Raw genomic sequence first — 17,512 nt, 5'->3', positions numbered from 1 at the left:
TTTTGGGCATACCCTTTCATACCACCTCTTGCAGGAAGTCTTAAAGGGTTAAAATAAGTGATTAATTATTTATGAGAAAGATTGTCAAGGGCCAAATTAAGCTTCAGCACATTTACTTTTGATGGTCCGAAAAGACCGAATAGCGGCCTTTCAATCTGTTGACCTACAAGGACGTTCAATTGTTCTTCAGAAAGATTCCTTACTTTACCGATTCTTTTGATCTGAATATATGCTGCATCAGGAGATATATCAGGATCAAGTCCGCTTGCAGACGCTGTTACCAGATCTGCAGGAATGTTTTCTCTTTTTACTTCAGGGTTGTGTACCAGAAAAGTATCGATCCTTTCTTTCACTGTTTTCAGATAATCCGGATTAGTCGTCCCCTTATTTGATCCAGCAGAACCTGCAGCATTATAATCCACGGCAGATGGTCGGCCTTGAAAATACCGGTCACTGTAAAATTTTTGTCCTATATTTTCATATCCAATCACTTTTTCGTTTTTAGAAAGCTTTACGCCATTTCCCTTCCCCGGCGATAGCAGCGCGATAAAAGAAATCGTCAATGGATATACAAATGCAAAAAGCACGATCAGGATTACAGTCAATGCAAATGATTGTTTAAATGCAGTTTTCATTTTTATCTTTATTTAAATTACCAGAAAATACTGACAGCCATATCAATAAGCTTAATTCCTGCAAAAGGAACCAGCACACCGCCTAGTCCATAGATCAGGAGATTTCTTGCTAGTAAAGCACTTGCTCCAAGTGGTTTATATTGCACGCCTTTAAGTGCCAGAGGAATCAGAAAGGGAATGATAATGGCATTAAAAATCACGGCGGAAAGAATAGCTGTCTCAGGGCTGGACAATCTCATGATATTCAATGCCTGCAACCCTGGAATGCTGGCTATAAATAATGCTGGCACTATTGCAAAGTATTTGGCCACATCATTGGCAATTGAAAAGGTAGTTAGAGTTCCTCTGGTAATAAGCAGTTGTTTACCTATTTCAACAATCTCAATCAGTTTCGTAGGATCATTGTCTAGGTCGACCATATTACATGCTTCTTTAGCTGCCTGTGTTCCAGAGTTCATAGCTACACCAACATCTGCCTGTGCAAGTGCTGGGGCATCATTTGTTCCGTCTCCCATCATAGCTACAAGTTTTCCGGAAGCTTGTTCCTTCTTTATGTAGTTCATCTTCTCTTCAGGAGTTGCTTCAGCGATGAAGTCATCAACTCCTGCTTTATTCGCAATAAACTTAGCCGTCAGTGGATTGTCTCCTGTTACCATCACTGTTTTTACACCCATTTTCCTCAGTCTTTCAAAACGTTCTACCATTCCGGGTTTGATAATGTCCTCCAACTGTATAACACCAACAACTTTACTATTCTTGGTTACTACAAGAGGTGTTCCTCCATTGGAAGAAATTGTCTTTACATGGTTGTTGATTTCAGCAGGAAAAGAAAATCCGGCTTTTTCTGTAATCCTTTTTATGGCATCAAAAGCACCTTTCCTTATTTCTAGACCATCCGGAAAATCAAGACCGCTGGAACGTGTTTCTGCTGTAAATTTAATCAGCTTTGCTTGCTGAATATCTTTTGTGCTCACTTCGACTTTCTGTGTTTTTCCCAGCTCCACAATGGATTTTCCCTCCGGGGTTTCGTCAGCAAGAGAGCTTAAAACACATATTCTAATGAATTCTGTCTTATCGATACCTTCTGCAGGAAAGAAATTGGTAGCTTTCCTGTTTCCTATTGTAATGGTTCCGGTTTTGTCTAACAGTAAGGTATCCACGTCCCCTGCTGTCTCCACTGCTTTTCCGGATTTACTGATTACATTGGCCTGAAGTGCTCTGTCCATACCAGCTATTCCTATGGCAGAAAGCAAACCTCCGATCGTTGTCGGGATAAGACAAACAAATAAAGAAATCAATGAAGCTAAAGGAAGCGTTGCATTTGCATAGTCTCCAAAAGTTTTAAGAGTCACGGTCACAAGAAGGAATACCATGGTGAATCCTGCAAGCAAAATAGTGAGTGCAATTTCGTTAGGCGTTTTTTGTCGGCTTGCTCCTTCAACCAGAGCGATCATCTTATCCAGGAATGACTCTCCTTGAGCAATGGTTACCCTGACTTTGATCTGATCTGAAAGCACTTTGGTACCTCCGGTAACACTCGAGCGATCTCCTCCGCCTTCTCTTATTACAGGCGCAGATTCTCCTGTAATAGCTGATTCATCAATGGTGGCTAATCCTTCTGTAATCTCTCCATCAGATGGAATAATTTCTCCTGCCTTTACTATAAATATGTCTCCTTTCTTTAATTCTGAAGAACTGATTCTCTTTGTCCTCCCATCTGAATATATAATAGTTGCAGGTGTCTCTTCTCTTGTTTTTCTAAGTGATTCTGCCTGTGCTTTTCCACGGGCCTCAGCTATGGCTTCTGCAAAATTGGCAAAAAGCAATGTTACTAGGAGAATCAGGAAAATAAGAAAGTTATAAGCAAAACTTCCTTGTCCTGATACTACTGAAAATAAAGTCATGATAGTCACAATAAACATGATTACCGTTCCTATTTCTACCATGAACATGACAGGATTTTTAATCATTGTTTTTGGATGCAACTTAATGAATGATTCTTTGAAAGCTGCGATAACAAGATCCTTCTGAAAAAGGGTTGTTGATGTCTGACGTTTCATAATTCTTATATTTTTAATCCCGGACAAAATATTTGACCTCTTTTATCCAGGGAATAACCTATTTATAAATGAGATACTTTATATGCTTTCTTGCTTACAGATCAATGTGAAAAGTATTCGGCCAAAGGTCCTAGTACCAGAGCTGGAAAGAATGCCAGTGCTGCAATGATCAGGATCACAGCGAAGGTTGTGATACTAAAGGTTATTGAATCAATTTTAAGCGTTCCTGATGATTCCGGAATGTATTTCTTCGATGCCAAAATTCCTGCAATTGCCACAGGGCCAATGATCGGCAGATACCTTCCGAATATCAGAACAAAGCCACAACTGATATTCCACCAGACTGTATTGTCACCCAGACCTTCAAAGCCTGAGCCGTTATTGGCAGCGGAAGAAGTATATTCATAAAGCATTTCTGAAAACCCGTGAAAACCTGGGTTATTAAGCCAGCCCAAATCAGGATTTGAAGTAATGCCAAAAGCCGCCATGGCCGTAGGAACCAGAATAATGAAAGGATGTAACAAGGCAATCATGATAGCAATCTTTACTTCTCTTGCTTCTACTTTTCTTCCAAACATCTCAGGTGTTCTGCCTACCATAAGTCCGGCAATAAATACTGTTATCACAAGAAATATAAAATAATTAAGTATGCCCACTCCGCATCCTCCATAAAAGGCATTAATCATCATAGCCAGCAGGGTCATTGTTCCTGACATAGGCGTAAGACTATCATGCATGGAGTTAACTGAACCTGTTGAAATAACTGTGGTAATAATTGCCCAATAAGCAGAAGCTGCCGACCCAAAACGTATTTCTTTTCCTTCCATACTTCCGAGAGATTGATCTATGCCCATTTTGGTAATCTCAGGATTTCCATGGATTTCATAATAGATGGTTGGAATTACAAGCATTAAGAAACCTGCAGTCATCACTGCAAATATTGTCCATGACAATTTCTTTCTCTTTATAAAATATCCAAAAGCAAATATCATAGCTACTGGAATCAATACCTGTGCTACCATTTCCGTGATGTTAGTAACATAGTCAGGGTTTTCAAGCGGATGCGCTGAGTTTACACCAAACCATCCGCCTCCGTTTGTCCCCAAATGCTTTATAGCGATCATACCAGCCGCCGGACCTCTTGATACATTGACGGTATCACCTTCCATTGAGATGATCTGATCTTTTCCGGCAAAAGATGCAGGCACGCCTCTGAATGCAAGGATAGTAGCAACAACTATGGCCACCGGTAACAAAATCCTGGTACAACTTAAAAGAAAATAGCGGAAGAAATTTCCCAGTGAAGTAGTTGTCTTGTCCCTGAAAGCCCTGAATACTACAACCAAAGCAGCCATACCGGTTGCTGCAGATACGAAATGCAGGAAGGTCATGACTGTTAATTGAGAAAAGTAAGTAACTCCTGTCTCCCCGGAATAATGTTGTAGATTACAATTTACCAGAAAACTTATTGCGGTGTTAAAAGCTAGGTGATAACTCATGGAAGGGTTTCCATCAGGATTTAACGGAAGGCTTCCCTGAGTCGTCAGAATAATCATAGCCCCAAAAAACCAGATCATATTGATGCAAAGCAAAGCGGCCATATGCTGCTTCCAGTTCATTTCTTTATGCGAATCTATACCGCAAATACGATAAATGGCTCGTTCAATCGGAGCCATAAAATCGGTAATCGTCTTATCCCCATTATAAACTCTCGCTATATACTTGCCAAAAGGTATGGCCAGTAGCAGAGTCAGCATAAACATAAATAATACTCCAAGAATTTCCGTTGACATAATTTAAATTCGTTAATCGTTTTTATAAAGTGCCTGGCAATGTCTTAGTGCTTTAAAATTTCTCAGGTCTTAACAACACATAAAACAGGTAGGCAAATGAAGCCATCGATAATATCAGTAGGGCGATCATAGCAATAGATTATACATGTTCGAAGAAGTCAATTGATTTAAAGAAAATCCAGAAGCAAGCACCACCTGCTCCGATAAAAATTACTGTCATTAGTGTTTCCATTTGTTGTTCAGTTTTATTTTACCATACATATGCCACTCAGATGCCAAATACAATTTCGGAAACCCCAAAGCCTTTCAATAAACTGAAAATTAAAACCTTAAAACCATTAGGGTGTTTTTAGCTGAATTTAAGGGAATATAAAACCCTTCCATTTTGAAATACCTGTTTATCAAAATGACAGATGAAGTAAAAAAAGAAGATTTTTCCCAAGAGAAATTGTAGATAATCAATATGAATTATTGTTTAGGAAAAACTAAAATTTCTTTAATTGAAGTATTGCTTTACGGTGAGAAATAACATTATTTGAGGAAAAACAAGTCAATGGAAAGCGGTACTATTTTAATTATTGAAGATGAAGACAAGCTTAGAGAGCTTTTAACCAGAATATTATCACTGGAAGGTTATAGAGTTATTCAAGCCAACAATATTAAAAATGCTTTCCGTCAACTCGAGAAAGAGGATATAGAAGTTATACTCACAGATGTAAAACTTACTGATGGCAATATTCTTGATCAGCTTCTGAAAATTAAAAACTCCTATCCCATTCCGGAAATCATCGTTATGACTGCATATGGGACAATAGAAGATGGAGTGAATGCAATGAGAAACGGTGCTTTTGACTACATCACTAAAGGCGAAGGAGAAGAGCAAATCATACCTGCCATTAGCAAAGCCATGGACAAAGCTCAACTAAAAGCACGTGTAGTTCAGCTCGAAAAAAAGATATCAGAAAAGCACAACCTTGATACCATCATAGGAAATTCACCATTGCTGATAGAGTCTAAAAAACTTGCTGCTAAAGTAGCCCCTACAGATATGTCCGTGCTCCTATTGGGTGAAACAGGTACAGGAAAGGAAGTGTTTGCTCAGGCAATTCATTATTCAAGTGAAAGAAGGAATAATAACTATGTAGCAATAAACTGCAGTGCCATACCCAAAGAGACTATTGAATCTGAACTATTTGGCTATAAGACCGGAGCATTTACAGGGGCGAACAAAGACAAAAAAGGTCTTTTTGAAGAAGCAAATAATGGTACAATTTTTCTTGACGAGATCGGAGAAATGAATATTGAATTACAAGCCAAATTATTAAGAGTATTGGAGACTCAGACCTTCATAAAACCTGGTGATACAAAGACAACCAAAGTTAATGTGAGAATAATCTCTGCTACCAATAGAGACCTTATAAAGGAAGGAGAAGAAGGACATTTTCGTCAGGACCTCTACTACAGACTTGCAAGCTTTACTATACAACTTCCACCACTTCGGGAAAGGATTGAAGATATTGAAGATTTATGTAATTTTTTTATACTTCAATACAGCCATCAGGTAAAAAAGAAAATTTCCAAAATAGATTCTGGATTCCTTCAAAAACTGAAAGGCTATTCGTTTAAAGGAAACATAAGAGAGTTAAAGAATATTATAGAACGGGCTATCATACTTGCAGATGGAGATACTCTTACAAGTGCCTTACTCCCTTCTGAAGTATTTCTGGCTGAAAACAACAACGGTAAATCTCCTTATGACCTTACAACCATCGAAAAAATCTACATACAAAAAGTATTACATCTGACAAAAGGAAACAAAACAAAGTCCGCAGAACTTCTGGGAATAGGTGTTACGACATTGTACAGAAAACTGGAAGAATACAAAATCAATTATTAAAGCCATTATTAGCTTACCGATTATTCAATTTTAAAAATCTAATTTTTGATATGACTCTACTTACCACTCAAAACGAAAGAAGGTTAAGAAAATGTGATAATGAAATTGCCAATGCATGTATAAATACCATAAAAAATAAATTGAATGATCTAAGCATTGACGATATAAAAATCACCAATACAAGATTGGATTTCAAAAATCCCTTTTTCAACTTTGGTCAAGGTAGAACTCATTTAATGGCACCTATAGACAAAGGTTATTTTGAAATTAATATATCCACCCGCACCTTCATTTATTCGTATTCTTTTGCCAGAACATTTTATTTTACCCTAGGTCTTTCTGTTTTTATAGGGCTTCCAGCATATTTCTCAATGCACTCAATTTTTCCTGGGCTGTTTGCTTTTGCCTGGTTGTTTGGAGTTAATTGGATTATAACAACAATACGTCATGAAACATTTATTAACAGACTGACCGACTCATTGAATGCCCAAATAAAAAAATCCCACTCGAAGCCTGTCTCTTAATATGATCCGAAACATCAGAAGGATCTCCATCAGTTCGGGGAACCACTCTAGTCCTTATATTAACCCGTTTTCCGTTTCTTCCGAAAGACACTATTTAAGAGACAAATTGTTCCCAAAGAGAATTTTTTTTATCTTTGAGAGCTTTAATAGCAATTCCTCAGGATAACATTCTCTCTCCCTAAAAGGTTGTTAGTATAAACGACATGGTCTCTACTTAAATTTCTTTAGTGAATAATTCAAATAATCAGACAAATACCCTCCAAAAAAAACTTGAACTTTCAGAAATGAAGTTTAAGACAGTTGTAGAAACTGCAACAGATGCAATCATTATTACAGATCAAAATTCTATCATTATTTCCTCTAACTCCAAAGTACAGGAAGTGTTTGGATATACAAATGAAGATCTGTTTGGTCAAGAGCTCACGATCCTGATGCCTCCTCAATACAGGGAGTACCATAGAAAAGGAGTTGAACGGTTTCTTAATACTGGCATACCTAAGCTAATGGGGCATGTACTGGAGCTTGAAGCACAGAAAAAGGATGGTACAATTTTTCCAGTTGAGCTTTCACTCTCTTATTGGGAAGAAAACGGCTTTTTCTTCTTTACAGGAATTATCCGTGATATTTCACAAAGAAAAAAAACGGAAGAAACTTTAAAGGAAAACCAGCATTTTATTCAAAGGATAGTTGAAGTTTCACCTGTTATTATTTCTGTATATGATGTATTGAATAAAGAAAGCATCTATATTAATCAGGAGGCAACGGATATTCTTGGATATTCTCTGGACGAGTTAAAGATAATGGGAAAAGGATCAAAAAAAATTCCCATTCATCCTGACGATTGGGAGAAGGCTATGGAATGGCAAAAAAAAATTTCGGAGCTACAGGATGAAAGTGCTGTGGAATTAGAAATCAGAGTTCAACATTCCAATGGGAATTACAGGTGGTTATTTACAAGAGCTACGGAATTTAAAAAAACTGGGGAAGGGATACTCAAACAAGCTTTAATTGTTGCCTTCGATAATACCGATAAAAAGATATCCGAAGACCGCTATAAGCTTCTAATAGAAGGAGTAAGAGATTATGCTATTTTTATGCTGGATCCGGAAGGAAATATTACTACCTGGAATGAAGGAGCAAAAAGATTGAAAGGTTATACAGAGAAAGAAATCATAGGTAAACATTTTTCTATATTCTATCCAAAGGCAGCGCTCGAAAGACACTTCCCCGATTATGAACTGGAGGAAGCAAAAAAGAATGGCAGGTTTGAAGATGAAGGCTGGAGAGTCCGGAAAGACGGAACACAATTCTATGCCCGGGTCGTAATTACGGCCATATATGACAAGGACAAAAAATTAGTAGGTTTTTCTAAAATAACGCAGGATTTAACAGAAAAGAAACAAGCACAAGAAAAATTGTCTCGATTAAATATTGAACTTGAGCAAAGGGTCACGGAAAGAACAGAAGAGCTTTCCCAAAATATTGAAGAGTTAAAAAAAATAAATACTGACTTGGATAATTTTATCTATACAGCTTCTCATGACCTAAGAGCTCCTGTCGCCAATATTGAAGGCTTAATTACTGCCATTAAATCAAGTGAAAAATACTCTGAAATATCGAAGGATATGAAAGACTTGCTGGACATGGTTGATCTTTCGGTCGAGAAGTTTAAACATACTATCCTTGATCTGACAGAAATCAGTCGTGCTCAGAAAAGTTTGGAAGAAGCAAATGAAGAAATTGACATATCTGAAATAATTGATGAAACTCAATTTTTGTTAAAGGATTTAATTAAAAGTTCAAATGCAATAATCAAGAGTAAACTTAAAATTCTCAAGCTTCAATTCTCAAAAAGGAATTTCAGGAGCATAATATATAATCTTTTGAGCAATGCTCTCAAATACCAATCTCCGAAACGAATGCCTGAAATAATTATTAAAACTGAACGAGTGGATGATTTTGTTCTATTATCTATACAGGATAATGGCTTGGGAATAGAAGCGGAAAAAATAGGAAAAATCTTTACAATGTTTCAAAGACTATATACGCATGTAGAGGGGACAGGAGTTGGTCTATACATTGTGAAAAGAATTGTAGATAATTCAGGGGGAAGAATAGAGGTTGAAAGTGAAAAAGGAAAAGGATCAATTTTTAAAGTTTATTTTAAGATTTAATCTCACAGAATAGCGATTTTTAACTGATACATCTTGTTGATGCTAAACTTCGGAAAGTCTTATAGGTAGAACTTTTTCTTACCCATTTCGAGCGGAAGAATTTCTGACATAATACTCCCCTTTCTTTTTGTAATAGATTTTCCCATCAATGAACCTAACCAATTTATGCAGACCTTCTTGTTTTAGGCATCAGCGTATATTAGCCTTAAATTCGAACCGTTCTGGAGCTAAGGAAAATAACTGGAAAAATTATTTTTAAAACCGTGCATAGGATTCTCCTGACAAGCAGATTCGTCATAGCCCATCATTTAATCCCAAACTGTCAAATTAAGTCAACACTTCTTCACATAAGCCGAATCACTTTACAGTATCATTAAATCCCTCAATCATCCACTCCTTACAATCCTTCGCATCCAAAATCGACCATGAATGAGGATTCCTCTTTCCGTTCAAATCATACCCCTTATTAATTGCCGAAATCAACTCTGCGTTTTTATTTCCGGAAAGTTTTAAAAACCTTATCATTCCGGCCAGACCAAAAGCATTCATATCATAATAATCAGCACAACGAACCTCGAGATTCCATTTTATATCAGGATCAGTATATAATCTTACCGGCAAATCTTTTAAATATTGAGCATTTCCCCCATTCTTTGCAGATCTGGAGTATGGAGAATCAGTTATATATCCTGTTGGATTCTGTTCAGGCGTGCCTCCATACTTTTTAATATCATTTGCCACCACCCATTTAGCCTCATTAACATAAGCCTCATTACAATTGGCTTCTGTGGTTCTGACCATAGTATAGTGAAGCTGGATAAGGTCTACAGGAGCATCCACAGCAAAGACACCTTTAGGTACCACATATGCATTACCTTTGTTTTTCACTGACATTTCGGTATACAACAAAGCTAAGTTTCCTCCGGATGAAAAACCTCCTAAAAACACCCTATCCTTAGGTATATTATATTTGTCAGTCATATCTTTTATGGAAGCAGTTATAAGCACAGTGCTAATAGAATCGAGCGTCGATCTTTGATTAATGGTGGGAAAAATGGTAGCAATCTGACTTTCTTTCGCAACAGCCGGTAATTGTGTTTCCTTAATGATTTGATTAGAACTCCTTCCATAACCAGGAAGCAATACAAGCAAGCCTTTTACGTCTCCGTTTGGAACTACCTTATAATAACCATAAGTAGATTCAGCTTTACCATTCTCAAAATACAAATCAGGATTAGCGACAGCACCATGGATTAAGTCCACCCTTTCAAGATCCTGAGAAAAGTAAGATATATTGAATAATAGTAAATGAAGAAAAAGAATCCTTCTAAATACAAAATAATTTATACCCTCACAATTCACCTTTTTACTTATTATTTATAATAATAATTTTAATTGTCAATATATAAAAAAAATGATTCATTAGAAAGTAGAACCCATATAGTCCTTCCCTATAGTCCTCGTTTGCGAGAGGATGAGAGAGGATTTTAAAAGCCAGTCATGAGATTCATCCTGGAATTGCGAATTGTTTTTAAAAAAGGTTTTCCATAGCTTCTCCAATATAACAATATTTACTTGCTATAGACAGAGTGGCCTGTCAGGGGACAGGTCACGGATGACAGATGGCAGACATTAAGCATATACAATTGTTCACTAGCAGCCTATATTTACCAGCTGGTGAACTAAAAAATAAATTCATTTAAATAACAAATCCAGGAACAACCTCCCATGAAAAGGGAGAAATAAAAGTCTTAAAAGTTTTCAAGTGTTTAATTTGCAACGGTTGAGTAATTTCTGTTGTAGGTACAAGTTCCTCCCCTTCCTCCACGTCCTTACCTTTTACATTTGTCCATTTTTTTGATAGGAAATTAAAGCTAAGATTTTCAAATTCAAGGGAAGATCGATGCAAGGAGTTTCTATCTGCCCCAATCAGTTCAAATTGTCCGTTTTGAAACCGGAATTTGTATCTTGCTTTTGTAACCCACCAACTACCATAGTAAGACATATCCAAAATATCAATCCACAAAACTCCTTTTACAATTTCAATACCTTCAAAAGGATCTGCTTTGTATTCTTCAGGAAACGGAATAAAGGTTCCTGACTCTTCTGTCAAAGTAAATAAGCCATCCCTCCTTTTCATCAAAATCAGTAAACTCCTTGGATTGCTATCACTTGTTTCTATATATGTACTATCTGCTTCAACAACCCTAGGACTATAATTACTTTCCAGTACCAGTGCCACATCCTCCAATCCATCTTTATTCAAATCACCTTTTGCTGAATCAAGTATATGCCAATCCTCTCCAATAAAGTCAGATACACTTCCTGGATGCATTATTGGAGCATCAGATATATTTTGCCCAAAAAGAGGTATAGCATTTAGCAAGACTAAAAAAACTAGGTATTTCTTCATATATAGATCATATAATGTTATCTCTTTTTTGAATCAACAAGATCAGATGGAATTTAACAATCATTACCTTCAATTTACTCTTAATGCAAATTTAGTTAAAAGTTAGAGAAGATTTATTAAGCAAAAAAACACAGAGGTCAACTACTCTAGTCCTAAGCAAACAGCAATAACTATTAATCTTTACAAGTGTAAAACGAAGTATCAAAATCAGCAGTTAGTATAAATTGAATGAATTATAAATGCAACCCCACCGTGGCCTGTCAGGGGAAAGGCAACGGATGAGGGTGCAGACACCGGCTGGGGAGAAATATTGGGATTGATTCTTTTAAAATATTTATCTTAAAAATAAAAAAGGTCTGGGAATTTCCCGGACCTTTTGTTCACTAAACTAACTGATACTTGAATTTATTTTGTTTTCAGAATTTTCACAATTTCTCTGCTGCCGTCTGTATAAATGACAGAGAGGTTGTAAATGCCAAATTCGAAATCTTTACCAAATTCGAGATCGGCACCCTGAGGTATCGCAGCATTTGTATAAATCTGCTTTCCCTGGCCATCTGTAACATAAATCATTTCTATAGCTTTTTCTGCTCTTAGAGTAAATGTTTCGATTGCAGGGTTAGGCATTACAATAAGCGAGTTTTCATTGGTTTCAGCTATTCTTAAACCTGAAGCATTGCAGACATTGATATTTTTGATAAAATCTGCCACCTGCGAACTTGGTTGTCCGTTCCATCTTAACCTGAATACCAGATTGACATTTGAAGCTGTAACAGATGAAGTGATATTCACGGATTTAGTTGTAAAAGCAGATGAAGAATAACCTGCAGGAGCAGCTACCATTGACTGAGGAAGTTGTGGGCCGTTATTGGATGAGTTCAGTCCTTGTGCAAAACCAACATCTACTCCTGTTACAGGTGCATTAACATAATCTTTGAAATCAAAGCTGATGGTATAAACCTGACCACTTGTAACACTGATGGTTTTACCGGTTTCAATCACATATAGTTCATTTTGCCCATACGCTCTGTGAGTAACCATCATAGATCCTGTAGCAGCATCTGCAGTTACCGAAGATCCATTGTTGTTATCGCCCCAAAGGTTCCTCACCACATAAAGCGATGGTGTAGGCACAGGCTCGGTGATAAGGCATGTTGAGGTTGTACCGTTTACCGTAATTGATACAGGAGCAGAAATCGTATACTGACCAAGGTTGTTGTAAGCCCTTGCTGTTATTGAATAAGTATTCGCGCTTACTCCTGACCATGAATATGTGTAAGGAGAAGTCGGATCTTCGCCCAGCTTTACACTGCCATTGTAAAACTCCACCTTTGAAATTGTAGCACCTGTCGCCGTGGCATTGGCTGCAAGCTGTACAGTTGCAGGGGCTGTATATGTTTGTCCGTTTGAAGGAGAAGTAAGGCTAACTACAGGCAGAGTATTCACTTGTGTCTCTATAAACAAACGACTGGCCGGTAAGGGTTGCATTGGAGTATTAGGTCCGTAGTAACCTAAGTTCATATATTGTTCTCCTCCACCTTCAAAATATGCAGCGGAAATTTTGTGCTTTCCTGCTCTCAGTGCAATGGGGAATTCCTTGTCCTCCGCCTGCCCTGAAAACCCATCATTGTTGATAAGAATAGTGTCACCTATAGAAAGGACAAAACCATCATCAGATCTGATCAGATTGAAAAAATAAATACCAGGATCAGTAATTTCAAGGAAACCATTGTACTTAAATCCAAAGTCGTCGTCCCTATCTCTGTCATCTATGCTGATCTCAGTTCCTGTTGTTTTCCTTACAAGTGTTGAGCTGTTCATATCGTATACAGAACCGAAAGAGCCCTGATGATATTCTGTTGTGATCCCAGGAGCTGTATTTGCAGGGTTGTCAGCATTTCTGTATTGCAGAAAGGTTACATCTTTAACAGTGCTGCTTGCAGAGAAACCTAACTGGTCGGTTACTTTTGCATAAATACGATAATTTCCTGCTGCAATATTGGTCCAGATATGACTAAAATCAGGTCCTGTTTCTACTCCAAGGTTTGCACCGTTTACAAAATATTCTACTTTTGAGATCGCAGCAGTAGCTTGTGTAAGTTCGACCTGTATAGGAAGAGATGAACCAGCTGTATAATATAACTTGTCTAAGGGTAAAATCAGCTTTATTCCCGGTGTATTGGCCACTCCCTGATATGGAGAAAGTCTGTGACCTGCAATTGGTCTTTCCATTTCACCACTTGGTAACGTCCAGCCTACAGCCAGGTTATCATTACCCTCGTTTTCTTTGTGCAATACCTCAATATAATATTTCTGTCCCGCTACAAGGTTAATGGATGCTGACTGCTGTGAAGTATATGCATACCAGTCTCTCGCGCCGCTTCTGCTTGTGAGCTCAGCGATTTTTTGCTTCAAGCCTGGAGTCTGATCAGTGCTGAGCCATAATTCAGCGACTTCATCACTTGATAACCAGAATTTGTAAGCGCCGGTATAGGGTGCACAAATGTATCCTCTGAGTCTTACTCCGTATTCATCTCCCATGTCTGCTCTTTGTTCAAGCAGGTTGCCCAACTGATCCTGAATGTGAGGAATAGTTGTAACCGGAATATCAGCTACACTGAAGCCAGGGATCTGTTTCCAGATTTCACGGCTTATTGCACCACCACCTGTGCAGATTACTTCAGCAGGAAGCGTGAAAAGACCGGAGGAAGCCACTACCTGTTTCGTAAGTGTTGGTGATGAGAATGAAACGGTCATTGAAGGGGTACCTGTATTGTTGAAATACTCCACACGAACTGCATGTTTACCGGTCTTCAATCCTATTGTCCCGCTTTTCTCCGTAGTTGAGTTAAGAACGTCGTTGTGAATAACCAGCTGGTCACCTATATACAATTTGCTTCCATCCTGAGAATTCAGGTAAAATGTATACACTGCATCTGCAGGAACATTTATATATCCGTTATACACGACACCAAAATATTCATTTCTATTTCTTACTGACAAGTTAAAATCAGTTGTAGTACCTGTCTGAACAGGAACAAGAGAATTGAAGTTTGGAAGATGATCCCATGTGCCTTCGTAATATTTATAGCTTACTCCTGCAACAGCATTGGAAGGATTTTCAGGATCCCTAAGTATCGCAGGTTTCCCACTCAGACTCCTTCTGAATACACCTCTTCCGGCAGCAACAATTCTTAATTCAGAATTATTTGTACCGTCATTGTAAATAAGAAAGTTGTAGTATTTCGCAAAAGCAGGAAGACCCTTGGAATAATTAGTCCATGTGTTTGTTGTGCTGTTGTTTTTGTACCATACACCTATTGCGGAAGCTGCGTATATGGACTCGTTTGTACTGTAGTCATCATGGATGAGTTTTATGATATTTATATCAGATGGCAGTACTGTACCATTTATCGGACTTCCCCAGCTTGCACCTTTATTACCAGACCTGTAAACACTACCACCGCAGCTGATATAAACAACATTCTGATTTCCTTTTACCGGAGCAATGCTGGCAGCATTCCACGCAGCAGCAGGGGCGGGATACGTATTAAATGTCGGTTCCGGATCCAGGGCATTCTCAGTCACATAAAAGTTGTTGTTCGCATCGACAGCATATAGCAGATTGGGATTGGCAGGATGAGATGCCAAAGCCATGATTCTTGTGCCGATACTTTTAATCTTTGTCCATGACGGAGAACCGGTAATATTGGTACATCTGTAAATATCTGTTCTGGAAAGAAATGCAACATTCAGATTGGTAGGGTTGAATACCAATTTTTCTTCGTTACCATTTTCGGAAGCAGAAAACTGGTAATTAAGACTTTCAGTGTTGCCGTTAGGCAGATACCTTCTTTCTCCTGTTAACCTGTATACATAATCTGCGCTGTTGTAGTCAAACTCCATTCTGGTATGGAAGTCACCTCCGCCATTGGTAAACCAGACATTGTCCGTATAAACAAGTTCACCATTGTCCTGGGTACCAATGCACATTCTGTCTTTTATGATCGGGCTCTGGGCGGCAACTGAAGACTCCGCGCCTGCAATACCATCGTTAAGATGTGTCCATGTAAATCCTCCGTCTTCACTCGACCAGATTCCTCCGTCATTGGTATTATAGAGCCTGTGGTCGTTATGAGGTGAGTAGATCAGGTTGTGCATATCTGTATGTACACTGGTGTGCCATGGATTAGTTCTGACCCAGTTTACACCGCCATCTGTTGATTTGTATACTACATGTCCCCCTGCATACAAAGTGTTTGCATTCAGAGGATCAACAGTGAAACAGAAATTATAGTCGCCTTGTCCTCCTTCAAACTCTGTATAACCGTTCAGATTGGTTCCGCCGGCTGGTTTTACTATATCAAATGACAGACCAGAATCATAAGACCTGAGTACAGGAGTACATGTTCTTGGTTTCGAATTGTTGTCACCGACGAAAGTTAAATAAACAACATCAGGTGAAGCTTTGGTCACACCAATTCGTCCACCGCCGCTGAGCCCTGTTCCAGGCAATGCAATCGGGTCCCATGAGTCACCAAGGTTTACACTTCTAAAGAAACCGCTGTTTGATGCCGCATACATGATAGTCGGATTATCATTCATTCTGAAAACCATAGAAGGAAATGTTCCTTCAGCCTTTTTTGTCCAGGTGTTTCCGGCGTCAAGTGATTTCCATATACCATCATCAGTGGAAGCGATCAGTACATTGTGATCTGTGGGAGACATCAGTATTTCTGTAGTAGATCTGTTGCCGATAGTAGTTTCACCTATTCTCGACCATGTTTTGCCACCGTTTACAGTCTTCCAGAGACCCTTGGTTCTGTTATATATATTCAGAAAGTGTTCATCGCCGGTTCCGAAATACATGATGCGGTCGTCTGTATAGTCAATACAGACAGTTGTACCATGTGCCTGAGGAATAGTATCTGTACCACCTGTAGTCCAGTTTCTACCTTCGTCGTTGCTGATAAAAAGCCCTCCAGCAACACTTACAGCATACATTTTTTTGGGATCTGTCGGGTGGAACTTTAAATCACCTGTCCTCGTGATACCATTGATCTGCCCTATCTTGTTGAGGGGAAATTTTACAGGACCCAGCGGTTGCCATTCGCCTGCCTGCTGTCCCATCAGACTGCTGATACCGGATAATACCAGCAACAGCGCCCACGTTAAAGATTTATACCTTTTTTTCATAATTTACTTTTTTAAGATTATTCCTGCACCTGACTGTTAATGATTTGTAGCATCCTTTCTTCGGATAAAATTGTACCATCGGGTTGCACAAATGGCTGTACCTCTCTCCTCCACGATTCAAAAGATTTCCATTCAACGACCAGCCGGTTGCTTTCCCGTTTTAGCTTTTTATCAGATTTCAGGAGTCTTTTAGGAAGAGATCTTTTCTTTTCCTTTTTTCCCTTTTTCCCTTTTTCAAGTTCTTTTTCTTTAGGTTTAGGACGCTCTTCCCAGAAAGTTTCAAATGCAGTTACCGTTTCATAATAATTGAGATGAGACTGGTCTTTTAACATATCCACCCAGACAGGATGCTTTTTGTATTCTTTCAGTTTCTTTTTCTGATCTCTGGTAAGACTCTTTTTATCTCTGTCATGGTATGGTCCTGCCCCACCTGACTCCTTCTGCTGGGAGAAAGAATCTACAGAAATGAAAAGGCATAGCAGTATCTGGGCCATAATAATTAAAGGCCGGGAAACAGGTCTTTTCATAAATGTTCAATTTAATTGTTAGATTGATGTACTTTTTAGTCTTGTCGGTGTAAAGCTTTACCCAGGAGTAAAAATGGGATTTAAAAAAGCTGAAGTTTGTAACCTAAGTTGCAATAGCCTTTTTTTTTAAGAAAGTTGTGAAACGATTGTTATTACTTCTGTCATCTCTTGCTGAAACCAATAAGCTACTGAGCATTGACTTGCCCTTAAAGAATGTATTTGCTGGAAGTTAGGTCTGCACCATAGCCGTCAACTTAGTGATGAGACAAATAAAAAAATAGTTTTCCCTGCTA

General features: G+C 38.3%; 11 protein-coding genes. 3 read left to right on the top strand and 8 right to left on the bottom strand.

Features of this window, described 5'->3' with window-relative positions; translation table 11 throughout:
- Positions 1-65 precede the first annotated feature (65 nt).
- The 4 genes from J7604_RS24215 to kdpF form a co-directional block, all read right to left on the bottom strand.
- Positions 66-635: a K(+)-transporting ATPase subunit C gene (locus J7604_RS24215; RefSeq protein WP_293902228.1), complete on the bottom strand. Its 570-nt coding sequence runs from the start codon at positions 633-635 to the stop codon at positions 66-68.
- 17 nt (positions 636-652) lie between these two features.
- Positions 653-2,695 carry a potassium-transporting ATPase subunit KdpB gene (gene kdpB / locus J7604_RS24210; RefSeq protein ID WP_293902225.1) on the bottom strand — a complete coding sequence of 681 codons (2,043 nt, stop codon included), beginning with the start codon at positions 2,693-2,695 and terminating at the stop codon, positions 653-655.
- A 101-nt stretch (positions 2,696-2,796) separates the two neighbouring features.
- Positions 2,797-4,488, bottom strand: coding sequence for a potassium-transporting ATPase subunit KdpA (gene kdpA / locus J7604_RS24205; RefSeq protein ID WP_293902222.1), 1,692 nt, complete (start codon positions 4,486-4,488; stop codon positions 2,797-2,799).
- Between the two features lie 52 nt (positions 4,489-4,540).
- On the bottom strand, positions 4,541-4,618 hold the full coding sequence (gene kdpF, locus J7604_RS27120) for a K(+)-transporting ATPase subunit F (protein WP_367113607.1): 78 nt from the start codon (positions 4,616-4,618) through the stop codon (positions 4,541-4,543).
- Between the two features lie 405 nt (positions 4,619-5,023).
- On the opposite strand from kdpF, the gene J7604_RS24200 reads away from it, so the two are divergent.
- From J7604_RS24200 to J7604_RS24190, 3 genes are all read left to right on the top strand, one after another.
- Positions 5,024-6,385 carry a sigma-54-dependent transcriptional regulator gene (locus J7604_RS24200; protein WP_367113605.1) on the top strand — a complete coding sequence of 454 codons (1,362 nt, stop codon included), beginning with the start codon at positions 5,024-5,026 and terminating at the stop codon, positions 6,383-6,385.
- Between the two features lie 50 nt (positions 6,386-6,435).
- On the top strand, positions 6,436-6,909 hold the full coding sequence (locus J7604_RS24195) for a hypothetical protein (protein WP_293902219.1): 474 nt from the start codon (positions 6,436-6,438) through the stop codon (positions 6,907-6,909).
- Between the two features lie 284 nt (positions 6,910-7,193).
- Positions 7,194-9,083, top strand: a complete 1,890-nt coding sequence (locus J7604_RS24190; RefSeq protein ID WP_293902216.1) for a PAS domain S-box protein — start codon at positions 7,194-7,196, stop codon at positions 9,081-9,083.
- Between the two features lie 357 nt (positions 9,084-9,440).
- Here the strand turns inward: J7604_RS24190 and J7604_RS24185 are convergent, their stop codons facing one another.
- From J7604_RS24185 to J7604_RS24170, 4 genes are all read right to left on the bottom strand, one after another.
- Positions 9,441-10,346 carry a hypothetical protein gene (locus tag J7604_RS24185; protein WP_293902213.1) on the bottom strand — a complete coding sequence of 302 codons (906 nt, stop codon included), beginning with the start codon at positions 10,344-10,346 and terminating at the stop codon, positions 9,441-9,443.
- Between the two features lie 436 nt (positions 10,347-10,782).
- Positions 10,783-11,496, bottom strand: a complete 714-nt coding sequence (locus tag J7604_RS24180; RefSeq protein WP_293902210.1) for a hypothetical protein — start codon at positions 11,494-11,496, stop codon at positions 10,783-10,785.
- A gap of 405 nt (positions 11,497-11,901) precedes the next feature.
- Complete coding sequence (locus J7604_RS24175) at positions 11,902-16,692, bottom strand: PA14 domain-containing protein (protein ID WP_293902207.1); 4,791 nt, start codon at positions 16,690-16,692, stop codon at positions 11,902-11,904.
- 17 nt (positions 16,693-16,709) lie between these two features.
- Positions 16,710-17,219 (bottom strand): hypothetical protein, encoded by a 510-nt coding sequence (locus J7604_RS24170; RefSeq protein WP_293902204.1) that lies wholly within the window; start codon positions 17,217-17,219, stop codon positions 16,710-16,712.
- Positions 17,220-17,512: the final 293 nt, after the last annotated feature.

This window comes from Sporocytophaga sp., from assembly GCF_017745095.1.
Classification (GTDB): domain Bacteria; phylum Bacteroidota; class Bacteroidia; order Cytophagales; family Cytophagaceae; genus Sporocytophaga.
This window is presented reverse-complemented; position numbering and strand designations above follow the sequence as displayed.